Below are 20,454 nucleotides of genomic sequence, written 5' to 3' on the forward strand. Positions count from 1 at the left end.
GCGCGATCTTCGAGGAATTGAACATCCCGTCGGGCACCATGCACGCGCTGCTGGAAAACGCCGACGCCAAGCGGGCACTCACCCGCCTCAAGCCCGGCACCGAGCTGGCGTTCGACCTGCCCGTCACCGGCGAGCTGCGCACACTGCGTTACGACCGGGATCCGCAGCACCGGATCGAACTCAGCCTGGACGGCGACAAGGTCACCGAGAAAGTGGTCGCGCGCGAGACTACCACCCGCACGGTGGTGCTCAGCGGCAAAGTCGGCCGTTCGCTCAACCGTTCGGCGCGCAAGGCCGGCCTGACCGCCGCCAACGTCAACTCGCTGACCGACGACATCTTCAAGTACGACATCGACTTCAACTCCGACCTCGGTCCGGAGGATCGCTTCAGCGTGGTGGTCGAGCAGACCTGGCGCGAGGGTGAGCTGATCAGCACCGGGCCGGTGCAGGCGGCGACGTTCACCGTGGACGGCAAGCTGCATTCGGGTTTCCGTTTCTCCCGTCCGGGCGGCAAGCCGGAGTACTTCACCGCCGCGGGCCGTCCGCTGAAGAAGAACTTCATCCGCATGCCGATTCCGTATGCGCGCCTGAGTTCGAAGTTCGGTGCGCGCCGCCATCCGGTGCTGGGCACGATGCGCATGCACAAGGGCGTGGACTACGCCGCGGTGACCGGCACGCCGATCATGGCCGCCGGTGATGCGCGCGTGCAGTTCGCCGGCTGGCAGAACGGTTATGGCCGGGTGGTGATCCTGGATCACGGCCGTGGCCACACCACGCTGTACGGCCACATGTCACGGCTGGGCAAGATCAAGGTCGGCCAGCGGGTCGCGCAGGGCACGGTGATCGGCTATGTCGGTTCCACCGGCCTGGCCACCGGTCCGCACCTGCACTACGAATTCCGCATCAATGGCGTGCACCGCAATCCGCTGTCGGTGACGATGCCGCCGCCGGAACCGCTGGCCGGCGCGCAACTGGCTTCGTTCCGCACCTACACCGCCAATGCGCTCGCGCGCATCCGCACGGTGGAGAACATCATCTACGCCGACGTTTCCCCGGCCGAGCCGGCCAAGGAAACCCAGGTCGCCGACGCCAAGAAGCCGGCCGGCAAGTCCAAGAAGGGCTGAGCCGCGGCACCGGGACTTCCGCGAGGGCGGGAGTCCCATGGCGTAGTCTTCGGCGTACCGGCGCGTGCGCGCATAGTCACGGAAACCCGCAATGTCCCCTGCCGACGAGGCGTCCCCGGCGCTGTTCCTGGGCCTGATCTCCGGTACCAGCGCCGATGGCATCGATGCCGCCCTGGTGCGCTTCGATCAGCCTGGCTCCGCGCTGCGCTGTGAACTGCTGCTGGGCCGCACCTATCGCTGGGACGATGCCACGCGCGCCGCGTTGATCGCCCTCGGCCAGGGGGGCGATGCGCCTTCGCTGGACGAGGTGGGCCGGTTGGATGCGTTGACCGGCATCCATTTTGCCGACGCGGCCCTGCGCCTGCTCGGCGAAGCGGACGTTTCCGCCCGCGATGTGCGCGCAATCGGTTCGCACGGCCAGACCATCCGCCATCGTCCGCACGCCAATCCGCCCTTCACCTGGCAGATCGGCGACGGCAACGTGATCGCCGAACGCAGCGGTATCGACACGGTGGCCGACTTCCGCCGCCGCGACGTGGCCGCCGGCGGCCATGGCGCACCGCTGATGCCGGCCTTCCATGCCGCCCTGCTGGGTTCCGCGGGCGAGGAGCGCGCGGTGTTGAACCTCGGCGGCATCGGCAACTTCACCCTGCTGCCGCGCAGCGGCGGTGGGATCGCCGTGCGCGGTTTCGACACCGGCCCGGCCAACGCATTGATGGACGCCTGGTGCGAACACCATACCGGCGCGGCGTTCGACGCGGGCGGCGCGTTCGCGGCGGGTGGCCAGGCCAATGAAGCGCTGCTGGCGCGATTGCTCGAGGAGCCCTGGTTCGCCCTGCCGCCGCCCAAGAGCACCGGGCGCGAACAGTTCCACCTGGCCTGGCTGGAGGCGCGATTGGGCGATCATCCGGCATCGCCTGCCGACGTGCAGGCCACCCTGCTGGAACTGACCGCGGCCACCGTCGCAGACGCCCTGCGCGCCAACCAGCCCGGCACGCGCCGGGTGCTGGTCTGCGGCGGCGGCGTGCACAACGCGCGCCTGATGGCGCGGCTGGCGGCCTGGATGCCGGAGGTGAGCGTCGAATCCACCGCCGCTCACGGACTGGATCCGGATTTCGTGGAGGCGATGGGTTTCGCCTGGTTGGCCCGGGAAACCCTCGCCGGACGGCCCGGCAATCTGCCCGCCGTCACCGGCGCCAGGGGACCGCGGGTGCTGGGGACGGTGTTTCCGGCCTGAACCGGCTCAGAAACCCTTGCCGGCCGGGACGTCCTTCAGGGCGTTGATCGCCGCGGTCAGCGCGTCCACTTCACCATCGTCGAAACCGCTGCGGACTTCCGCCTCGCAGTGGAACAGACCCTGCTCGATCAGGTTGAACAGGGTGTCGTGCATGTTCCAGCCACGGGCCTGGGCAATCCGGCGGATCCGCTCGCTCAGCAGCGGATCGATGTCCTTCAGCACGATGTCGGTCATCTCGGTCCCCCTTGCCTGCCCCGCTCGTCCCCGGTCAGCCCTGCGGCTGATCAGGATGACGTGCCACCACCTTCATTCTCACGGATATGCTTCCACAACCAGGCCAGCAGCAGCAGCGTCGGGATGACCGTGAGCGCGCTCATCAGGAAAAAGGCGCTGTAGGACGTGGCTTCGACGACGTAGCCGGACACGCCGCCGATGAACTTGCCCGGCAGGTTCGCCAGCGAAACCAGCAACGCGTACTGGGTGGCGGTGAAATTGCGGTTGGTCAGCGATGACATGAACGCCACCAGCACGGTGCCGGCAAAGCCCTGCGAGAGGTTGTCGGCGGTGATGGCGGCGTAGAACGCCCAGATTTCGGAGGGGTGCTGGGCCATCAGCAGGAAGGCGATGTTGGAACAGGCCACCGCGATGGCCGCGATCGCCAGCATCCGGCGGAAGCCGAAAGCGGCCACACACACGCCGCCGAGGAAGGCGCCGGCGATGCCGGTCCATACCCCGTACAACTTGGAGACCGTGGCGATGTCGGACTTGCTGTAGCCGGAGTCCAGGTAGAACGGCCCGGCCATCACCCCGATCACCTGGTCGGGAAACTTGAACAGGCCCACGAACAGCAGCAGCACCACGCCCAGCATCAGGCCATTGGTCTGGAAGAAGCTGACGAAGGGCTGCCAGAACGCGCCGATGAAATCGATGCGCCGGCTCACGGCCGCTTCGGGCGCGTCGGGTTCGCGACTGAACAGCGTGGCCAGGATCGGTAGCAGCATCAGCGCGGTCATCGCCAGGTAGGCGTTCTTCCAGCCGCTGAATTCGGCGATGTAGAGCGCGCCGGCGCCGGCCAGGATCAGGCCAACCCGGTAGCCCAGCGTGTAGGTGGCGGCGAGCGCGGCCTGCGCCTCGGCCGGCGCGATCTCGATGCGATAGGCGTCGACCACCGAATCCTGGGTCGCGCCGGCAAGCGACGCGAACAGCACCCATCCCACCAGCGCGCCGACGCCGAGTTCGGGGCGGGTGAACGCCAATGCGAACAATCCCGCCGCCACACCCAATTGCGCCACCAGCAGCCACGAACGCCGGCGCCCGAGAAACGCGGTCAACGGAAAGGTGTAGCGATCCACCAGCGGCGCCCATACGAACTTGAGCAGGTAGAAAAAGCTGGCGAGGCTGATCAGGCCGATGCTGCCCAGGTCCAGTCCCACGTCGCGCAGGCGGGTGCTGAGCGTCGCCGACGCAATCAGCAGGAACGGCAGGCCGCTGCCGAAGCCGAGCAGCAGCATGGTGAAGGCGGCCGGCGTGGCGAATGCGCGCCGGATGCCGGACCAGCCCTTGTAGGACACCGGCGCCTTGGCCGCCGCGGGCACGCTCATCCGGCGTAGTCCACCGTGAACGGCGCGTGGTCGGAGAACCAGCTGTCGCGATAGATCGCGCAGCGCTGCAGGCGGTCACGCAGCGACGGAGTGACGAACTGATAGTCGATGCGCCATCCGACGTTGTTGGCGCGCGCGCCGCCGCGATTGCTCCACCAGGTGTAGTCCTGGCCTTCCGGGTGCAGGCTGCGATAGGCATCGACCCAGCCGCCCTCGTCCACGCACATGCCGTTGAGCCAATCACGTTCGGCGGGCAGGCAACCGGAGTTCTTCTGGTTGCTCGTCCAGTTCTTGATGTCCAGGCGGGTGCGCACGATGTTCCAGTCGCCGCACAGCACGTAGTCGCGCCCGCTGCGGCGCCATTCGTCCAGGATTGGCGCCAGCCAGTCCATCACCCTGAACTTGAAGCCCTGCCGCAGTTCGCCGGAAGAACCGGACGGAATGTAGAAGGACACCACGCTGAGGTTTCCGTAGCGCGCCTCCAGATAGCGGCCTTCCTCGTCGAACTCGTCCCAGCCCAGCGCGGTGCGCACTTCGTCGGGTTCGCGCCGGCTGTAGATCGCCACGCCGCTGTAGCCCTTCTTGGTGGTGGCGTCGCGGAACCAGGCCTTGTAGCCCTCCGGCAGGAAGGCCGGGCCGCTGAGCTGGTGCTCCTGCGCCTTGGTTTCCTGCACGCACAGCACGTCGGCGTCCTGCTGGCCGAACCACTCGAAGAAACCCTTGTTGGCGGCCGAACGCAGGCCGTTGGCGTTGAAACTGATGATGCGCATGTGAAAAACGGTCCGCGGAACGGGAAAGGGGTCGCAAGAGCGTACCGCATGCGTGGAGGCCGGTGGCACGGAACCGCTATGCTTCCACCCCTCGCCCGCCGAATGCACCGCCATGTCCGATCACCGCGCCCGCTTCCTCCAGCTCGCCCTGCACGCGCAGGCCCTGCGCTTCGGCGAGTTCACCCTCAAGTCCGGCCGGCTCAGTCCCTACTTCTTCAACGCCGGCCGCTTCGACAGCGGCGCCCGCCTGGCCGAGCTGGCGGCCTGCTACGCCGACGCGGTGGACGCCGCCGGCCTGCAGTTCGATCTGCTGTTCGGCCCCGCCTACAAGGGCATTCCGCTGGCGACCGCGGTGGGCTGCGAGTATGCGCGTCGCGGCCGCGACGTGCCGCTGGCCTTCAACCGCAAGGAAGCCAAGGGCCACGGTGAAGGCGGCCTGCTGATCGGCGCGCCGCTGGATGGCCGCAACGTGCTCATCGTGGACGACGTCATCACCGCCGGAACCGCCATCCGCGAGGCGCTGGGCCTGATCCGCGCCGGCGGCGGCCGCCCGGCCGGGATCGTGGTGGCGCTGGATCGGCAGGAGGTGCTGACCGAACCCGGCGACGGACAGGGCAGCGCGCGGCTGTCGGCCGCCCAGGCAGTCGCCGCCGAAACCGGCGTGCCGGTGGTGGCCGTGGCCAACCTGCACGATCTGCTTGATTTCGCCGGGGAAAGCGCGGAACTTGTCCATCACCGCGAAGACCTGCTCGCCTACCGGGCGCGCTATGGCAGCGGTTCGTCGGACTGACGGCAGCAGGGGGCTGCACATGCGGAGTTCCATTTTCTGGCTGGCATTGCCGGTGGGCCTGGTCTCGATGGCGCTGGCCAGCGCGCAGGACAAGCCGGCCGCCAAGAAACTCTATTGCTGGAACGAGAACGGCCAGCGCGTGTGCAGCGATGCCCTGCCGGCCGAGGCGGTGACGCGCGCGCGCGAGGAAATCAACGCCGCGAGCGGCCTGCGCACCGCCGAAGTGGACCGGGCGCTGACCGAGGAGGAGCGCGCGCAGGCGGAGGCGGCGAAGATCCAGGCGCAACTGGACGAAGCGGCGCAGGAAACCCGCCGCCGTACCGAGCAGGCGATGCTGTTGTCCTATCGCAGCGAGGAAGAGCTGCGCCGGGTGTTCAACGAGCGCATCGCCATCGTCGACAACAACATCAAGACCGCGCGCTACAACGTGGTCAGCCTGCGCGAAGGCCTGGTCAGCCTGCTGCAGGTTGCCGGCGACCGGGAACTGGCAGGACAGACGGTAGCGGCCGAGACCACCGCCAACATCCGCAGCCGGCATGCGGATCTGATGCGCCAGCGCCAGCTGCAGGCCAGTTTCGAACGCCAGCGCGCGGAGCTGGACGTGGAAATCGCCGAGATCATGCAGCGCTACCGCGAAATGAAGGGACCCAACCCGGCGTCGGCGGCGCCAGCGACCGGGTCTTCGCCGGCCGCCGCACCGCCCGATGCATGAGCGCCGCCGCGCTCCGGCGCGGCCTGCCGTTGTCGCGCGGAACTCCTTGATCGGGACTAGAAGGTCGCCGTCAGATCCGGCGCCACCAGCGCCAGGTGGGCACGGAACACGTCCTTGATGCGCGCGAGCGCCGCCTCGTTGTCGGCTTCGAAACGCAACACCAGGATGGGCGTGGTGTTGGAGGCGCGCAGCAGGCCCCAGCCGTCGTCCCAGTCCGCCCGCAGGCCGTCGATGGTCGCCACGCGGGCACCGTCGAAGCGCGCCGTCTCGACGAAACGCTCGACCACCGCATGCGGTGTTTCCGCTTCCACCGGCACCTTGATCTCCGGGGTGGCGATGCCGTCCGGCAGCGCCGACAGGACTTCCGACGGCGTGTCCTCGCGCAGGGCCAGGATTTCCAGCAGGCGCGCGGCGGAGTACAGGCCGTCATCGAAGCCGTACCAGCGTTCCTGGAAGAAGAAGTGGCCGCTCATCTCGCCCGCCAGTTCAGCGCCGGTTTCGCGCATCTTGGCCTTGATCAGCGAATGCCCGGTCTTCCACATCAGCGGGGTGCCGCCGTTGCGCAGGATCCAGGGCTGCAGCTTTCCGGTGCATTTGACGTCGTAGATGATCATCGCGCCGGGATTGCGTTCCAGCACGTCGGCGGCGAACAGCATCAGCAACCGATCGGGGAAGATCACGGCGCCCTCCCGGGTCACCACGCCGAGGCGATCACCGTCGCCGTCGAAGGCCAGGCCCAGGTCGGCGTCGAAACGCTTCACCATCTGAATCAGGTCTTCCAGGTTGTGGGGTTCGCTCGGATCGGGGTGGTGGTTGGGGAACGTGCCATCCACTTCGCAGTACAGCGGAATGACATCCGCGCCGATGGATTCAAGCAGGCGCGGCGCGATGTCGCCGGCCACGCCGTTGCCGGCGTCCAGCACCACCTTCAGCGGACGCTCCAGTTGCACGTCATCGGCGATCCGCTGGATGTAGTCGGCGGCGATGTCGCGTTCCTGCAAGTCGCCCGGGGTGGCGGCTTCGTGCAGCCGGCCATCGCGGATGCGCTCGTACAGATCGGTGATGGTGGCGCCGGAAAGGGTTTCACCGCCCACCACGATCTTGAATCCGTTGTAGTCCGGCGGATTGTGGCTGCCGGTCACCGCCACGCAGCTGCCGGCACGCAACTGGTAGGCGCCGAAATAGGCCACCGGCGTGGGCACCATGCCGATGTCGATGACGTTGCGCCCTGCGCGGCGCAGGCCGGCAATCAGCCCGCCCACCAATTCCGGCCCGGACAGGCGGCCGTCGCGCCCGACCACGATGTCGGTCAGGTCCTGCTCCTGCATCACGCTGCCGATGGCCTGGCCGATGCACTCGGCGACCTCCACGTTGAGGGTTTTGCCGACGATGCCGCGGATGTCGTACGCGCGGAAGATGCCGGGATCGACGTCCACCGGAATTCGTTCTCTGCTCATGCTGCCTGTCTGTGGGGGGGAATTCGTCGGCCTGGCGACCGGCGGCAGCGGATCGCGCTCCAATGCCTGGCCCAGCGTGGGCTCGTCGGCATCGGCCACGACCGCCTCGCCGCGGCGCAGGGCGGGAATCTTCAGGCCGCCACGGGCCGCCAGCCAGGCCAGTACCGCCAACGCGGCCGCCAGCACGGCGCCAATCGAACTGCCCAGGGGGCCCAGCCCGAACGGGCCGGATTCACTGTCCGGTTGCGCCGCGGCCACGCGCAGGCCGGTCTTGCCCACGGCATGCGCCATCACTTCGGCCTCGTCGGCCAGATTCGCGCTGCCGCGCTGGACGACGTTGAAGTTGCCCTGGCGCAGCGCCAGGTAGGTGCCCGGCGGCATCGCCACGGCTTCGAAGCCGGCGGTCAGCCGGGACAGCGGCAGGCGTGCGTAGACCACGCCCTGCGCCGTGTCGACGGCCAGCCCGAGTGCCGCCTTGCCCTGATCCCGGACCACCCGCGCGACCACCGCCTGCCCTTGTTGCGCCGCTTCCAGCAAGGCCAGCCGGCTGTAACCGAATGCGACCGGATCGGCGTAGGCCTGGGCCAGATCGCGCGGCAGGATCTCCACGTGCTCGGCCTCCGCCCAACCCTGCCGGATGGCCTGCGCGGTCGCGGCGGGATCGCTGCCGGCCAGCGCCGCCTTCACCGCGTCGCCGGCCATGCGCCGGGTCAATTGCGCGATCTGGTCCCGGTAAGCGGATTCCAGCGCGGCCACGCCGGCATCGCGGGCCTGTTCCAGTGCTTCGCCGCGATCGGCGTCGCGCCACTGGCGCACGCCGCTCCAGCCCAGCCATCCGGCCAGCAGGAGGCCGAGCACGGCCAACCCGGGCAGTGCCCGCGAAAGGTCGCCCAGCGGCAACCGACGTCCAGCTTCGCTCGATCTGCTCATTCGCGCCCGTCCCCTCTCAGCGCAATCCGGTATGGCCGAAACCGCCTGCTCCCCGGGCGCTGTCGGCGAATGCGTCCACCACCTGGAAGCTTACGCGCACGATGGGCAGCACCACCAATTGGGCGATGCGGTCGCCGGGCTGGATGGTGAAGGCCTCGTGGCCGCGGTTCCAGACACTGATCAGCAGCGGCCCCTGGTAGTCGGCGTCGATCAGGCCGGTGCCGTTGCCCAGCACGATGCCATGCCGGTGGCCCAGCCCGGAGCGCGGCAACACCACCGCGCACAGCTGTGGATCGGCCAGGTGCACGGACAGGCCGCTGGGCACCAGCGCGGCGTCGCCGGGCTGCAGGGTGAGGGTGGCGTCGAGCGCCGCGCGCAGGTCGACGCCGGCGCTGGCCTCGGTCGCATACGCGGGCAACGGCCATTCGTCGCCGAACCGGGGGTCCAGCAGTTTCAGTTCCACGGATTGCGTGCCAGCCGGGCTCATGCGTTCAGTCGCTCCACGATCAGATCCATCAGGGCATCGGCCAGCCGGGTCTTCGGCGCCGAACCGAAATCGCGCTCGCCGTCCTTCCAATAGGCGACCAGCGCGTTCTGATCGCTTTCGAAACCGCCTTCGGCGATGCCGACCCGGTTGGCGACGATCATGTCCAGGCGCTTGGCCTGCAGCTTGCCGCGCGCGTAATGCTCGACGTTCTCGGTCTCGGCGGCGAACCCGACCACCAGCTTCAGCGCCTGGGTCTGGGCCGCGACCTCGGCCAGGATGTCGGGCGTGCGCACCAGATCCAGGCTGAGGGTTTCGCCGGTCTTCTTGATCTTGTTCGGCACCGCCACCCGCGGGGTGTAGTCGGCGACCGCGGCCGCGCCGATGTAGATGTCGGCCGGCAACGCACCGAACACGGCCTGGCGCATCTGCGCGGCCGAACGCACGTCGATGCGGGTGACCCCGGCCGGGGTCGGCAGATGGACCGGACCGGCCACCAGCACCACCTCGGCGCCGCGCCGCGCCGCGCTGGCCGCCACCGCGAAGCCCATCTTGCCGCTACTGCGATTTCCCAGGTAACGGACCGGATCCAGATCCTCGTAGGTCGGGCCGGCGCTGACGACGATGCGCACGCCGGCCAGGTCCCGCACGGCCGGCGCGTGGCCGGCGGCCAGCGCGGCGACGATGTCCTCCGGCTCGCTCAACCGGCCGGGGCCGGATTCGCCTTCGGCCAGCGGGCCGTCTTCCGGCCCGATGATCTGCACGCCGCGCGCGCGCAGCACCGCCAGATTGGCCACCGTGGCCGGGTGCTGCCACATCCGGTGGTTCATGGCGGGCGCGACCGTGATCGGCGCGGTGGTCGCCAGGCACAGGGTGGTGACCAAGTCGTTGGCGAATCCGTAGGTCAGCCGCGCCAGCAGGTCGGCGGTGGCCGGGGCGATCAGGATGCGATCGGCCCAGCGCGCGAGTTCGATATGGCCCATGGCCGCTTCGGCGGCGCTGTCCCACAGGCTGGTCCGGACCGGATGGCCGGACAGGGCCTGGAAGCTCAGCGCGGTGACGAACTGCTGGGCGCCTTCGGTCATGGCGACCTGCACATCGGCGCCGGCGTCACGCAGCCGCCGCACCAGTTCCAGCGACTTGTACGCGGCGATGCCGCCGCCCACACACACCAGCAGGCGCTGGCCCTGCAGCGGCCGTGGCTCGAGACTTCCGGTCACGTCGGGTTTCCTACAGACGAACAGGGGATTAGCTTACCCGATGGTCCCCTCCCGCCTGATGGCGGCGTGGTGGCGGACCGGGCATCTTGACCATATGCACATCCGAGACTGGCCCATCCACGAACGGCCCCGTGAAAAGCTCTTCACCCGCGGCCCCGCCGCGCTCTCAGACGCCGAACTCCTGGCGCTGTTCCTCGGTTCCGGCCTGCGCGGGCGCGATGCGGTCGCCACCGCCCGCGACCTGCTCTCGAACCACGGACCGCTGCGACGGCTGCTCGACCGTCCGCCCAGGGAACTGGTCGCCCTGCCGGGGCTGGGGCCGGCCCGGGCGAGCCGGATGGCCGGCGCGCTGGAAATCGGTCGCCGCCACCTGGCCGCGGATCTGGAGCGCGGCGAGCAGCTGACCGACCCGACCATCGCCGGCCGCTACTTCAGCCAGCGCCTGCGCGCGCACGATCACGAGGTGTTCGCGGCGCTGTTCCTGGATGTGCGCCACCGCGCGCTAGCGTTCGAGGAGCTGTTCCGCGGCACCCTCGACAGCGCCGAGGTGCATCCGCGCGAGGTGGTCCGGCGGGCCTTGGCGCACAACGCCGCGGCCGTGATCGTCGGCCACAACCACCCGTCCGGGAACAGCGCGCCCTCCGAGGCAGACCGCCTGATCACCCTGCGGCTGCGGGACGCGCTGTCGCTGATGGACATCCGCCTGCTCGACCATTTCGTGGTCGGGGACGGTCCGCCGACCTCGCTGGCGGAGCGCGGCTGGCTGTGACCGCCCCGGCGGGATCGCGTCCTCCGCGCCGCGCCGTTCAGGCCCCGCCGGACGCTCCTGCCGGTTCCGCGTAAAATGCCCGGTCCCGCAACATCCGCAGACCCTCCGTGAAAGCCTCCCTACGCGCCTTGATCGCCCAGGGCATCGATGCCCTGCGCCAGGCCGGCACCCTGCCGGCCGACACCGCCACGCCGGATTTCGTGGTCGAGCGACCCAAGACCCGCGAACACGGGGACTTCGCCACCAACGCCGCGATGCTGCTGGCCAAGGCCGCGCGCAGCAATCCGCGCGCCATCGCCACCGCGCTGGTGGCCGCCCTGCCGGCCAGCGACGACGTGGCGAAAGTGGAGATTGCCGGCCCCGGCTTCATCAATTTCCACCTGACCACCGTCGCCTACCAGCGCGAGGTCGCCACCGCCCTGCAGCAGGGCCCCGCCTACGGCCGCAACCAGAGTGGCGCCGGCCGCGTGGTGGGCGTGGAATACGTCTCGGCCAACCCGACCGGTCCGCTGCATGTCGGCCACGGCCGCGCCGGCGCCATCGGCGACTGCATAGCCCGGGTACTGGCCGCCAACGGCTGGGACACCCGCCGCGAGTTCTACTACAACGATGCCGGCGTGCAGATCGACAACCTGGCCAGGTCCACCCAGGCGCGCGCGAAGGGCCTGACCCCGGACAGCGAAGGCTGGCCGGAAGACGGCTATCGCGGCGACTACATCGGTGACGTCGCACAGGCGTATCTGGCCGGCGACAGCGTCGAGTTCGAAGATCACGTGGTCGTGGGCGGCAAGGATCCCGACAACCTGGATGCCATCCGCCAGTTCGCCGTGGCCTACCTGCGCCGCGAGCAGAACCTGGATCTGGCCGCGTTCGGCGTCTCGTTCGACGTGTACTTCCTGGAAAGCTCGCTGTACGCCGACCGCAAGGTCGAGGAGACCGTCGGCAAGCTGGTCGCCTCCGGCCATACCTACGAGGAAGGCGGCGCCCTGTGGCTGAAGTCCACCGACTTCGGCGACGACAAGGACCGGGTGATGCGCAAATCCGATGGCACCTACACCTACTTCGTGCCGGACGTGGCCTACCACCTGAGCAAGTGGCAGCGTGGCTACGGTCGCGCGATCACCGAGCTGGGCGCCGACCACCATGGTTCGCTGGCGCGCGTGCGCGCCGGCCTGCAGGCGCTGGACGAGGGCATTCCCGCCGGTTATCCCGAATACGTGCTGCACCAGATGGTCACGGTGATGCGCGGCGGCGAGGAAGTGAAACTCTCCAAGCGCGCCGGCAGCTACTTCACCCTGCGCGATCTCATCGAGGAAGCCGGACGCGATGCCACGCGCTGGTTCCTGATCGCCCGCAAGCCGGACTCGCAGCTGACCTTCGACATCGATCTGGCGCGCCAGCAGAGCAACGACAATCCAGTGTTCTACGTGCAGTACGCGCATGCTCGCGTGTGCAGCCTGCATCGCCAGGCGGCCGAAAAGGGCTACGCCTACGACCCGGCCAATGGCCTGGCCCACCTCGCCCGGCTGGACGACGAATCGTCGCTCGCGCTGATGGTGGAACTGTCGCGCTATCCGGAAGTGGTGGAAGCGGCGGGCGAGTCGCTGGAACCCCATGCCATCGCGCAATACCTGCGCGAGTTGGCCTATGCTTTCCACACGTGGTACGGCGGCACGCCGGTGCTGGTCGAGGACGCCGATGCGCGCGACGCGCGCCTGGCGCTGGCCTCGGCCGTGCGGCAGGCGCTGGCCAACGGCATGGATCTGTTGGGCGTGAGCGCGCCCGAAAAAATGTAACCGGAGATTTTTTGAATGGCGGCACGTCGCGGCAAGAGTCAGGCCACCCGTAATTCCAGCCACGCCACCCCGGCCTGGGTGTGGCTGCTGCTCGGCCTGCTCATCGGTCTGGCGATCTACTTCATCGCGCCCGGCCTGATGAAGAAGGATGGCGACGGCTTCTTCCGGCCGCAGCCGAATCCCGACGCGCAGCCGGCACCGGTGGCTTCGGCCGATGTCGAGGCGGTGGTGCCCGAATCGGCGGGCACCCTCAGCGGCGCCGCGTCCGGCGCGACGCAGGCGGCGAATGGCGATGCCGACGCGCAGGCGCCGGCCAAGGAACCGCAGTACGACTTCTACACCCTGCTGCCGGGCAAGGAAGTGCAGATGTCCGACGCCGAGCTGGCCGCCAGCGCGCGCGAGGAAGCCGCGCGCAAGGCACGCGAGGAAAAGGCCGCGGCTGCGGCAGCGGCGGCGACGCCCGCCACCACCACTCCCGCCACCGGCACCACGCCGGCGACGCTGCCGCGCCCGATCGACGAGGCACCGGCGACCGCCGCCGCCACGACATCCAGTCCGGCCACCGCGCCGACGAGCAAGCCCGCGCAACCGCGCACGGTCGCCGACGCGGACACCAGCGCGCGCTACATCCTGCAGGCCGGCGCGTTCGGCGCGTCCGGCGACGCCGAGGCCACCAAGGCCAAGATCGCCCTGCTGGGCCTGAGCGCGCGGGTCGAGTCCGCGCAGATCGGCGGCAAGACCGTCTATCGCGTGCGCATGGGACCCTACGGCACCGCCAGCGAACTGGCCGAGGCCAAGCAGAAGCTGGCCAGCGGCGGCCTGCCCGCGATGGCCATCAAGGCCCAGTGATCGCGCCGGACTCCCGCGAGCGCCGAGGAGTCCGCATGCCGCATCCCGTTTCGATATCCGCCCGCCACGCGCAGCCCGCGTGGCGGGCTTTTGTTTGTATCCCACCCACACGCTGAATCCCCAGGCGTGCGGCTGATTTTCAAGGAGCCCCCATGACCCGAACCGCCCTCATCACCGGAGCGACCTCCGGTTTCGGCGCCGCCGCCGTGCGCCGTTTCGTCGCCGACGGCTGGCGCGTGATCGCCACCGGTCGTCGCGCGGATCGGCTGCAGGCGCTGGTGGACGAACTCGGCGGCGACCACGTGCACGCGGCGGCCTTCGACATCCGCGACGAAGCCGCCATGGATGCCGCGCTGGCGGCATTGCCGGAAGCCTTTCGCGGGATTGATCTGCTGATCAACAACGCCGGTCTCGCGCTGGGTACCGCGCCGGCACAAGCGGCCAGCCTGGAAGACTGGCGGACCATGATCGCCACCAACATCGGCAGCCTGATCACCCTCACCCATCGCCTGCTGCCGGCGCTGATCGAGCGCAAGGGCGCGATCATCAACATCAGTTCGATCGCCGGCACCTACCCCTATCCGGGCGGCAATGCCTACGGCGGGACCAAGGCGTTCGTCACCCAGTTCTCGCTGGGCCTGCGCTCGGATCTGCACGGCACCGGCGTGCGGGTGACTTCGATCGAGCCGGGCATGGCCGAAACCGAATTCACCCTGGTGCGCACGCATGGCGATCAGGGCGCGTCGGACAAGCTGTATGCGGGCGCGGCGCCGATGACCGCCGAGGACATCGCCGAAACCCTGTTCTGGGTCGCCACGCTGCCGCCGCATCTGAACATCAATCGCCTGGAGCTGATGCCGGTGACGCAGTCGTTCGCCGGATTCCAGGTGCATCGGGGGTGATGGGGGTGTGACCCCGACCGCTTCGCCCCCATCCGCCCTTCGGGCACCTTCCCCCGCGAGCGGGGGAAGGGCAGGTTCGTGGCTTACGCCAGCGGTTCGTCCGACAGGTAGGTGTAGCCGGTCAGGCCGGCTTCGAGCGCGTCGGACAGGGCCGCCGCTTCTTCCTGCGGCAATCCGGCTTCGGCGACACGGGTACGGTACGCGGTGCGCAGGTCATCCAGCTTGTAGCCCACGTAATCCAGCATCACGTCGGTGGTGTCGCCGCGGCGCTGCTGGGTGAGCAGGTAGCCGGTGCCGGTGTCGGCGCTGACTTCCACCGCATCGGTGTCGCCGAACAGATTGTGGATGTCGCCGAGGATTTCCTGGTACGCACCGACCAGGAAGATGCCCAGCCGGTAGCTTTCGCCGGACCTGAGCGAATGCAGCGGCAGCGAGGTGTCCAGCCCTTCGTTCTCGACATAGGTTTCCACCATGCCGTCCGAGTCGCAGGTCATGTCGGCGATCACGCCGCGGCGGTCCGGTGCTTCGTCCAGGCGCTCGATCGGCAGGATCGGGAAGACCTGGTCGATGGCCCACACGTCGGGAATCGATTCGAACACGCTGAAGTTGACGAAATATTTGTCCACCAGCCGTTCGTTGAGTTCGTCCAGCAGATCCCGGTGGCTGCGCTCGTCGCTGCTCAGGCGCCCGCGCACGGCATGGGCGATGGCGTAGAACAGATCGTCGATGCGCGCGCGATGGACCAGATCCAGCTGGCCCAGCGCGTAGAGGGACAGGCCCTCGCTGTGATGATGCTGTGCTTCGTGGAACAGCTCGACGGCCGGCCGCTCGTCCAGTTCGGCGTGGATCTCGCGCAGATGGCGGATCACCGCCGGTTCGTCGTCGTGGGCGGGCGGCACGCGGCCTTCCGGCGCCTGCTCCACCTCGGCCACGTTGACCACCAGCACCGCGTGGTGCGCGGTCATCGCGCGGCCGCACTCGGTGACGATGCGCGGCGGGGTCAACCCGTGCTGCTCGCAGGCGTCGGCCAGCGGCTGCACGATGTTGCTGGCGTACTGGTTCAGGCCGTAGTTGATCGAGCAGTAGCTGCGCGAACGGGTGCCTTCGTAGTCGATGCCCAGGCCGCCGCCGACGTCGACATGGGTGATGCTCGCGCCCAGCTTGGACAGCTCGACGAAGTAGCGGGTCGCCTCGCGCATGCCGTTGGCGATGTCGCGGACGTTGGAGATCTGCGAGCCCATGTGGAAATGCAGCAGGCCCAGGCAATCCTGCAGGCCGGCGTCGCGCAGGTACTTCCACAGATCCAGCACCTGGCGCGGCGACAGGCCGAACTTGGCCTTGTCGCCACCGCTGTTCTGCCATTTGCCCGCGCCCAGCGTGGCCAGGCGCATGCGCACGCCCAGGCCCGGCTTGACGCCCAGCTTGCGCGCCTCCTCGATGACCAGCGGCAGCTCGGAGGGCTTTTCCACCACGATGAAGGTCTGCAGGCCCAGCTTGCGGCCGATCAGGGCCAGCCGGATGTACTCGCGATCCTTGTAACCGTTGCAGACGATGAGGCCGCCGGGGCGCGACAGCGCCAGCACCGCCATCAGCTCGGGCTTGCTGCCCGCTTCCAGGCCGAAGCCCTCGCCGGCGTGCGAGGCCAGGGTGCCGGCCACGCCGCGATGCTGGTTGACCTTGATCGGGTACACGGCGGTGTAACCACCACGGTAATCCCAGTCGGCCTGCGCCTGGGCGAAGGCGGCCTGCAGCTTGCCCAGGCGGTCGCCCAGGATGTCCGGGAAGCGCACCAGCAGCGGCAGCTTGGCGCCGTTGGCTCGCGCGGCATCCACCACCTCCGGCAACGGGATGACCGGTCCGCCGTCGCCCTTGGGCGAGACCACCATGCGGCCGGCGGCGTCCACGTCGAAATACCCTTCCGCCCAGTGCGGGATGGAATAGGTCTTGCGGGCTTGGTCGGTGGACCAGGACATCGGCGTTTCCAGCTGAATACGAACGGACGCGCATTCTACAGGCAGTGGTCATGGGGGTTCGTTACAATGCGCGCCCTCGCCGTCCCCGCCTCACCCCGGTGGCCGCGGGCCCACCGGCCACGGCCGTCGCGCCCGCCGACAACGGCCGGATCCTTCCCCACCCAGGACAGACCATGACCACGAACGACAACTGGTACATCGAACACTTCCAGCCCACCGGCTCGGCCATCGGCTACCGCGTCACCGGCAAGCTGGACGAGGTGCAGTCGCCGTTCCAGAAGATCGAGATCTACGACACCACCGACTGGGGCAAGTTGATGATCATCGACGGCGCGGTGATGCTGACCACGCGCGACAACTTCTTCTATCACGAGATGATCAGCCACCCGGCGCTGTTCACCCACGCCGCGCCCAAGCGCGTGGTGATCATCGGCGGCGGCGACTGCGGCACCCTGCGCGAGGTGCTCAAGCACCCGGGCGTGGAAAGCGCCACCCAGTGCGACATCGACGAGCAGGTCACCCGCATGTCGGAGAAGTACTTCCCCGAGCTGTGCGAATCCAACGGCGACGCGCGCGCCGAGCTGCTGTTCGACGACGGCGTGGCCTACATGGCCAACTGCCCGGCCGGCAGCGTGGACATCGTGATCGTGGACTCCACCGATCCGGTCGGCCCGGCCGAGGGCCTGTTCAACAAGGCCTTCTACGAAAGCTGCTTCCGCGCGCTGAAGGACGACGGCATCCTGGTGCAGCAGTCCGAGTCGCCGCTGGCGCTGCTGGACCTGATCAAGGAAATGCGCGGCGAGATGGGCAAGGCCGGCTTCACCGCCTTCAAGACCCTGCCGTTCCCGCAGCCGTGCTACCCGACCGGCTGGTGGAGCGTCACCATGGCACGCAAGTCCGGCGGTTTCGACTTCCGCCAGCAGGACGCCGCCAACAAGGGCTTCGACACCCTGTACTACAGCGCGCACCTACACACCGGCGCGCTGGTCGCCCCGCCGTTCGTGGCCAAGGCGCTGGGCGAGTAAGCGCTGCCGGTTCGATAAAAAAAGCCCCGCGATGCGGGGCTTTTTTTATCTGGTACTCCTGATCTCAGTGCTCCAGCAAGCGCTGTATCTCCGCCCGCTCATCCAGCGAACGCTGGAAGTTGGCCGGATACACCGGCTGGTAGTCGCGCCCGGTGAGCAGGAAAATGCCACGCTGGCCGGTGAGATGCTTCTGCATGGTGCCCAACTCGTAGTGCCACATCATCCACAACGGCACCCGGATCGTGCGGGAAACCGGTGGCAGCCGCGTGGCGATCACTTCATGGACCTCCAGATGCAGACGCATCTGGTTGGCCAAACCGGGACCGGTCCGCGACTCGGGATCCGTAAGCAACCGGCCCTTGCCGTCCACCATGTCGACGCGGGTGATCGTCGCCACAACGACATGGTCGGCTTCCCGCACCATTTCGGCCAGCGGCTTGGGAACCACGCTCGTCGCCGATACCGTCGCCGCCAGGCACAGCAGCGCGATGAACAGGAACCGCTTCGCGACGCGCACTACAGCGCGTCCGCGTCCAGTTCACCGGTGCGGATGCGCACCACCCGCTCCAGGTCGTAGACGAACACCTTTCCGTCGCCGATCTTGCCGGTGCCGGCGGCCTTGACGATGGCTTCCACCACCGATTCGGCCTGCTCGTCGGTCACCGCCACTTCCAGCTTCACCTTGGGCAGGAAGTCGACGACGTACTCGGCGCCGCGGTACAGCTCGGTGTGGCCCTTCTGCCGGCCGAAGCCCTTGACCTCGGTGACGGTGATGCCGGCGATGCCGGATTCGGCGAGTGCTTCGCGCACGTCGTCCAGCTTGAACGGCTTGATGATGGCCATGATCATCTTCATCGGGACTGTTCTCCGGAAATGCTGGCGGCAGCATATCGTGGTTGCGGCCGGGGCGGGGGTCGGGTTCAATGTCGACCTGGCGCCGCGGGATTTCTCCGATGGCGCGACGCGGTGAATCCCGATGGCCGGGACGACTCCCGGATGCAATGCTCGGCTTCACTGCCGGAGACCCCCCATGATCGATCTCAACCATCTCGACGACCTCGCCCGCCGCCTCAGTGATCTGGTCCCGCCGGGCCTGCGCGAATCCCGCGAGGAACTGCAGCAGGCGTTCAAGGGCGCCTTGCAGAGCGGCCTCTCCAGGCTGGACCTGGTGACCCGCGAGGAGTACGAGGTCCAGCGCGCGGTCCTGCTGCGCACCCGCGAGAAACTCGAAGCCCTGGAACGCACTGTCCAGGCACTGGAAGCGGCACCGCCCGCCTCCGCACCCACCGCCCAGTCCTGATTCCGCCGCCATGAGCCTGGCGCTGGTGCACAGCCGTGCACGGGCGGGTGTGGCCGCGCCTCCGGTCAGGGTGGAAGTGCACCTGTCCGGTGGCCTGCCTCAGACCCACATCGTCGGCCTGCCCGAGGCGGCGGTACGCGAGGCACGCGACCGCGTGCGCGCCGCCATCCTCTGCGCGCAGTTCGAATTCCCGGCCCGCCGCATCACCGTCAACCTGGCGCCGGCCGATCTTCCCAAGGACGGCGGGCGCTTCGACCTGCCCATCGCGCTCGGCATCCTGGCCGCCAGCGGGCAGATCCCGCGCGACGCGCTGGCCGATTACGAGTTCCTCGGCGAACTCGGCCTGACCGGCGAGCTGCGCGGCGTCGACGGCGTGCTGCCGGCGGCGCTGGCCGCCGCGCGCGCGCAACGGACGCTGATTGTCGCGCCGGCCAACGGTCCGGAAGCGGCGCTCGCCCGCGACGGCCAGGCTCGCACCGCGCGCACCCTGCTGGAGGTCTGCGCCGCCCTGGGCGGCCAGCGCGAACTGCCGGTCGCCGAAACACCGCCGCCCGACGCATCGTTCGTTCCCGATCTCAGTGACGTGCGCGGGCAGGTGCAGGCGCGCCGCGCGCTGGAGGTGGCGGCCGCCGGCAACCACCATCTGCTGCTGGTCGGCTCGCCCGGTTGCGGCAAGACCCTGCTGGCGTCGCGGCTGCCCGGACTGCTGCCGGAAGCCAGCGAAGCGGAGGCGCTGGAAACGGCCGCCATCGCATCGATCAGCGGCCGCGGGCTGGATCCGGCGCGCTGGCGGCGGCGACCGTTCCGCAGTCCGCACCATACCGCCAGCGCAGTCGCACTGGTGGGAGGCGGCACCGAACCGCGTCCGGGTGAGATTTCCCTGGCCCACAACGGCGTGCTGTTCCTCGACGAATTGCCCGAGTGGGACCGACGCGCGCTGGAAGTGCTGCGAGAGCCCCTGGAGTCCGGCACGGTGTCCATCTCGCGCGCGGCACGCAGCGCCGAGTTTCCCGCGCGCTTCCAGCTCGTCGCGGCGATGAATCCCTGCCCATGCGGCTGGGCCGGCGACAACAGCGGGCGTTGCCGCTGCTCCAGCGATGTCGTGCAGCGGTATCGCGGCCGCATTTCCGGCCCGTTGCTGGACCGCATCGATCTGCATGTGGAGGTGCCGCGCCTGCCGCCGAGGGAATTGCGTCCGGATGCGCCACCGGGCGAGACCAGCGCGCAGGTGCGGGTGCGGGTGGAACAGGCGCGCGCGATCCAGCTGGCGCGCGCCGGCCGGCTCAACGCGCAACTGGGCCAAGCGGAAACCCTGACGCTGTGCAGGCTCGACGATGCCGACCAGGCATTGTTGGAACACGCGATCGATCGGCTCCGGCTTTCCGCGCGCTCCATGCAGCGGGTGCTGCGGGTGGCGCGGACCATCGCGGATCTGGCCGGCGCCGAGCGCATCGACAGATCCCATCTGACCGAGGCATTGGGATACCGGAGGATTGACCGGGGCAAGCCCTAGAG

Annotated in this window: 20 protein-coding genes (1 of these 20 cut by a window edge); 11 read left to right on the forward strand and 9 right to left on the reverse strand. The window is 68.9% G+C overall.

The features are described 5' to 3' along the window. Positions 1–1,124 carry the 3' portion of a peptidoglycan DD-metalloendopeptidase family protein gene (locus tag FHW78_RS09150; protein ID WP_183639578.1) on the forward strand. It extends 334 nt beyond the left edge of the window, so only the last 1,124 of its 1,458 coding nucleotides appear in the window; the start codon falls outside the window, past its left edge; it ends in the stop codon at positions 1,122–1,124. A 91-nt stretch (positions 1,125–1,215) separates the two neighbouring features. Further along, on the forward strand, positions 1,216–2,361 hold the full coding sequence (locus FHW78_RS09155; RefSeq protein WP_183639579.1) for an anhydro-N-acetylmuramic acid kinase: 1,146 nt from the start codon (positions 1,216–1,218) through the stop codon (positions 2,359–2,361). Between the two features lie 6 nt (positions 2,362–2,367). Here the strand turns inward: FHW78_RS09155 and FHW78_RS09160 are convergent, their stop codons facing one another. The 3 genes from FHW78_RS09160 to FHW78_RS09170 are packed head-to-tail and all read right to left on the reverse strand — an operon-like array spanning position 2,368 to position 4,732. Continuing rightward, positions 2,368–2,595 (reverse strand): hypothetical protein, encoded by a 228-nt coding sequence (locus FHW78_RS09160; RefSeq protein ID WP_183639580.1) that lies wholly within the window; start codon positions 2,593–2,595, stop codon positions 2,368–2,370. A gap of 50 nt (positions 2,596–2,645) precedes the next feature. Next, positions 2,646–3,962 (reverse strand): MFS transporter, encoded by a 1,317-nt coding sequence (locus tag FHW78_RS09165; protein ID WP_183639581.1) that lies wholly within the window; start codon positions 3,960–3,962, stop codon positions 2,646–2,648. Next, complete coding sequence (locus tag FHW78_RS09170) at positions 3,959–4,732, reverse strand: exodeoxyribonuclease III (protein WP_141455142.1); 774 nt, start codon at positions 4,730–4,732, stop codon at positions 3,959–3,961. The genes FHW78_RS09165 and FHW78_RS09170 overlap by 4 nt, the downstream gene beginning before the upstream one ends. A gap of 112 nt (positions 4,733–4,844) precedes the next feature. On the opposite strand from FHW78_RS09170, the gene pyrE reads away from it, so the two are divergent. Further along, positions 4,845–5,522, forward strand: coding sequence for an orotate phosphoribosyltransferase (gene pyrE / locus FHW78_RS09175; protein WP_183639582.1), 678 nt, complete (start codon positions 4,845–4,847; stop codon positions 5,520–5,522). Between the two features lie 19 nt (positions 5,523–5,541). Continuing rightward, positions 5,542–6,234, forward strand: coding sequence for a hypothetical protein (locus tag FHW78_RS09180; protein WP_183639583.1), 693 nt, complete (start codon positions 5,542–5,544; stop codon positions 6,232–6,234). Between the two features lie 56 nt (positions 6,235–6,290). Here FHW78_RS09180 and FHW78_RS09185 read toward each other — a convergent pair whose 3' ends face one another. The 3 genes from FHW78_RS09185 to coaBC are packed head-to-tail and all read right to left on the reverse strand — an operon-like array spanning position 6,291 to position 10,325. After that, on the reverse strand, positions 6,291–8,621 hold the full coding sequence (locus tag FHW78_RS09185) for a phosphomannomutase/phosphoglucomutase (protein WP_183639584.1): 2,331 nt from the start codon (positions 8,619–8,621) through the stop codon (positions 6,291–6,293). Between the two features lie 16 nt (positions 8,622–8,637). After that, positions 8,638–9,108 (reverse strand): dUTP diphosphatase, encoded by a 471-nt coding sequence (gene dut / locus FHW78_RS09190; protein ID WP_141455139.1) that lies wholly within the window; start codon positions 9,106–9,108, stop codon positions 8,638–8,640. Then, positions 9,105–10,325 (reverse strand): bifunctional phosphopantothenoylcysteine decarboxylase/phosphopantothenate--cysteine ligase CoaBC, encoded by a 1,221-nt coding sequence (gene coaBC / locus FHW78_RS09195; RefSeq protein ID WP_183639585.1) that lies wholly within the window; start codon positions 10,323–10,325, stop codon positions 9,105–9,107. Before coaBC ends, dut begins: the two co-directional genes overlap by 4 nt. A gap of 94 nt (positions 10,326–10,419) precedes the next feature. On the opposite strand from coaBC, the gene radC reads away from it, so the two are divergent. The 4 genes from radC to FHW78_RS09215 all read left to right on the forward strand — a co-directional run bounded on the left by radC (position 10,420) and on the right by FHW78_RS09215 (position 14,641). After that, entirely contained in the window at positions 10,420–11,094 is a 675-nt protein-coding gene (radC, locus tag FHW78_RS09200) for a DNA repair protein RadC (protein WP_183639586.1), read from the forward strand. A gap of 107 nt (positions 11,095–11,201) precedes the next feature. Beyond that, a complete protein-coding gene (gene argS, locus FHW78_RS09205; protein WP_183639587.1) occupies positions 11,202–12,890 on the forward strand; it encodes an arginine--tRNA ligase in 1,689 nt (562 codons plus the stop codon). Positions 12,891–12,905: 15 nt separating this feature from the next. Continuing rightward, positions 12,906–13,739 carry an SPOR domain-containing protein gene (locus tag FHW78_RS09210; protein WP_183639588.1) on the forward strand — a complete coding sequence of 278 codons (834 nt, stop codon included), beginning with the start codon at positions 12,906–12,908 and terminating at the stop codon, positions 13,737–13,739. 152 nt (positions 13,740–13,891) lie between these two features. After that, positions 13,892–14,641: an SDR family NAD(P)-dependent oxidoreductase gene (locus tag FHW78_RS09215; protein ID WP_183639589.1), complete on the forward strand. Its 750-nt coding sequence runs from the start codon at positions 13,892–13,894 to the stop codon at positions 14,639–14,641. An 83-nt stretch (positions 14,642–14,724) separates the two neighbouring features. On the opposite strand, the gene speA is transcribed toward FHW78_RS09215, so the two are convergent. Then, the gene (gene speA, locus FHW78_RS09220) at positions 14,725–16,614 is read right to left on the reverse strand and encodes an arginine decarboxylase (protein WP_183639590.1); all 1,890 of its coding nucleotides are present in this window, start codon (positions 16,612–16,614) and stop codon (positions 14,725–14,727) included. 173 nt (positions 16,615–16,787) lie between these two features. Between speA and speE the strand changes: the two genes are divergently transcribed. Then, positions 16,788–17,639, forward strand: a complete 852-nt coding sequence (gene speE / locus FHW78_RS09225; RefSeq protein WP_183639591.1) for a polyamine aminopropyltransferase — start codon at positions 16,788–16,790, stop codon at positions 17,637–17,639. Positions 17,640–17,703: 64 nt separating this feature from the next. Here speE and FHW78_RS09230 read toward each other — a convergent pair whose 3' ends face one another. Both FHW78_RS09230 and FHW78_RS09235 read right to left on the reverse strand, forming a co-directional pair. Beyond that, positions 17,704–18,156 (reverse strand): hypothetical protein, encoded by a 453-nt coding sequence (locus tag FHW78_RS09230; RefSeq protein ID WP_183639592.1) that lies wholly within the window; start codon positions 18,154–18,156, stop codon positions 17,704–17,706. Next, positions 18,156–18,494, reverse strand: a complete 339-nt coding sequence (locus FHW78_RS09235; RefSeq protein WP_141455127.1) for a P-II family nitrogen regulator — start codon at positions 18,492–18,494, stop codon at positions 18,156–18,158. Before FHW78_RS09235 ends, FHW78_RS09230 begins: the two co-directional genes overlap by 1 nt. A 175-nt stretch (positions 18,495–18,669) precedes the next feature. On the opposite strand from FHW78_RS09235, the gene FHW78_RS09240 reads away from it, so the two are divergent. Together FHW78_RS09240 and FHW78_RS09245 are read left to right on the forward strand one after the other, a co-directional pair. After that, positions 18,670–18,939, forward strand: coding sequence for an accessory factor UbiK family protein (locus FHW78_RS09240; protein WP_183639593.1), 270 nt, complete (start codon positions 18,670–18,672; stop codon positions 18,937–18,939). Between the two features lie 10 nt (positions 18,940–18,949). Further along, on the forward strand, positions 18,950–20,452 hold the full coding sequence (locus tag FHW78_RS09245) for a YifB family Mg chelatase-like AAA ATPase (RefSeq protein WP_183639594.1): 1,503 nt from the start codon (positions 18,950–18,952) through the stop codon (positions 20,450–20,452). The last annotated feature ends 2 nt before the right edge of the window (positions 20,453–20,454 follow it).

The sequence above is a fragment of the Pseudoxanthomonas sp. OG2 genome, assembly GCF_014192765.1.
Classification (GTDB): Bacteria; Pseudomonadota; Gammaproteobacteria; order Xanthomonadales; family Xanthomonadaceae; genus Pseudoxanthomonas_A; species Pseudoxanthomonas_A beigongshangi.

Excerpts from the sequence above, each read along its gene's own strand:
- FHW78_RS09210 (WP_183639588.1), top strand. The coding sequence starts at position 12,906 with ATGGCGGCACGTCGCGGCAAGAGTCAGGCCACCCGTAATTCCAGCCAC.
- speA (WP_183639590.1), bottom strand. The coding sequence starts at position 16,614 with ATGTCCTGGTCCACCGACCAAGCCCGCAAGACCTATTCCATCCCGCAC.
- FHW78_RS09245 (WP_183639594.1), top strand. The coding sequence starts at position 18,950 with ATGAGCCTGGCGCTGGTGCACAGCCGTGCACGGGCGGGTGTGGCCGCG.
- dut (WP_141455139.1), bottom strand. The coding sequence starts at position 9,108 with ATGAGCCCGGCTGGCACGCAATCCGTGGAACTGAAACTGCTGGACCCC.
- radC (WP_183639586.1), top strand. The coding sequence starts at position 10,420 with ATGCACATCCGAGACTGGCCCATCCACGAACGGCCCCGTGAAAAGCTC.
- FHW78_RS09170 (WP_141455142.1), bottom strand. The coding sequence starts at position 4,732 with ATGCGCATCATCAGTTTCAACGCCAACGGCCTGCGTTCGGCCGCCAAC.
- FHW78_RS09240 (WP_183639593.1), top strand. The coding sequence starts at position 18,670 with ATGATCGATCTCAACCATCTCGACGACCTCGCCCGCCGCCTCAGTGAT.
- FHW78_RS09180 (WP_183639583.1), top strand. The coding sequence starts at position 5,542 with ATGCGGAGTTCCATTTTCTGGCTGGCATTGCCGGTGGGCCTGGTCTCG.
- speE (WP_183639591.1), top strand. The coding sequence starts at position 16,788 with ATGACCACGAACGACAACTGGTACATCGAACACTTCCAGCCCACCGGC.
- FHW78_RS09165 (WP_183639581.1), bottom strand. The coding sequence starts at position 3,962 with ATGAGCGTGCCCGCGGCGGCCAAGGCGCCGGTGTCCTACAAGGGCTGG.
- FHW78_RS09160 (WP_183639580.1), bottom strand. The coding sequence starts at position 2,595 with ATGACCGACATCGTGCTGAAGGACATCGATCCGCTGCTGAGCGAGCGG.
- pyrE (WP_183639582.1), top strand. The coding sequence starts at position 4,845 with ATGTCCGATCACCGCGCCCGCTTCCTCCAGCTCGCCCTGCACGCGCAG.
- FHW78_RS09215 (WP_183639589.1), top strand. The coding sequence starts at position 13,892 with ATGACCCGAACCGCCCTCATCACCGGAGCGACCTCCGGTTTCGGCGCC.
- FHW78_RS09235 (WP_141455127.1), bottom strand. The coding sequence starts at position 18,494 with ATGAAGATGATCATGGCCATCATCAAGCCGTTCAAGCTGGACGACGTG.
- FHW78_RS09185 (WP_183639584.1), bottom strand. The coding sequence starts at position 8,621 with ATGAGCAGATCGAGCGAAGCTGGACGTCGGTTGCCGCTGGGCGACCTT.
- FHW78_RS09155 (WP_183639579.1), top strand. The coding sequence starts at position 1,216 with ATGTCCCCTGCCGACGAGGCGTCCCCGGCGCTGTTCCTGGGCCTGATC.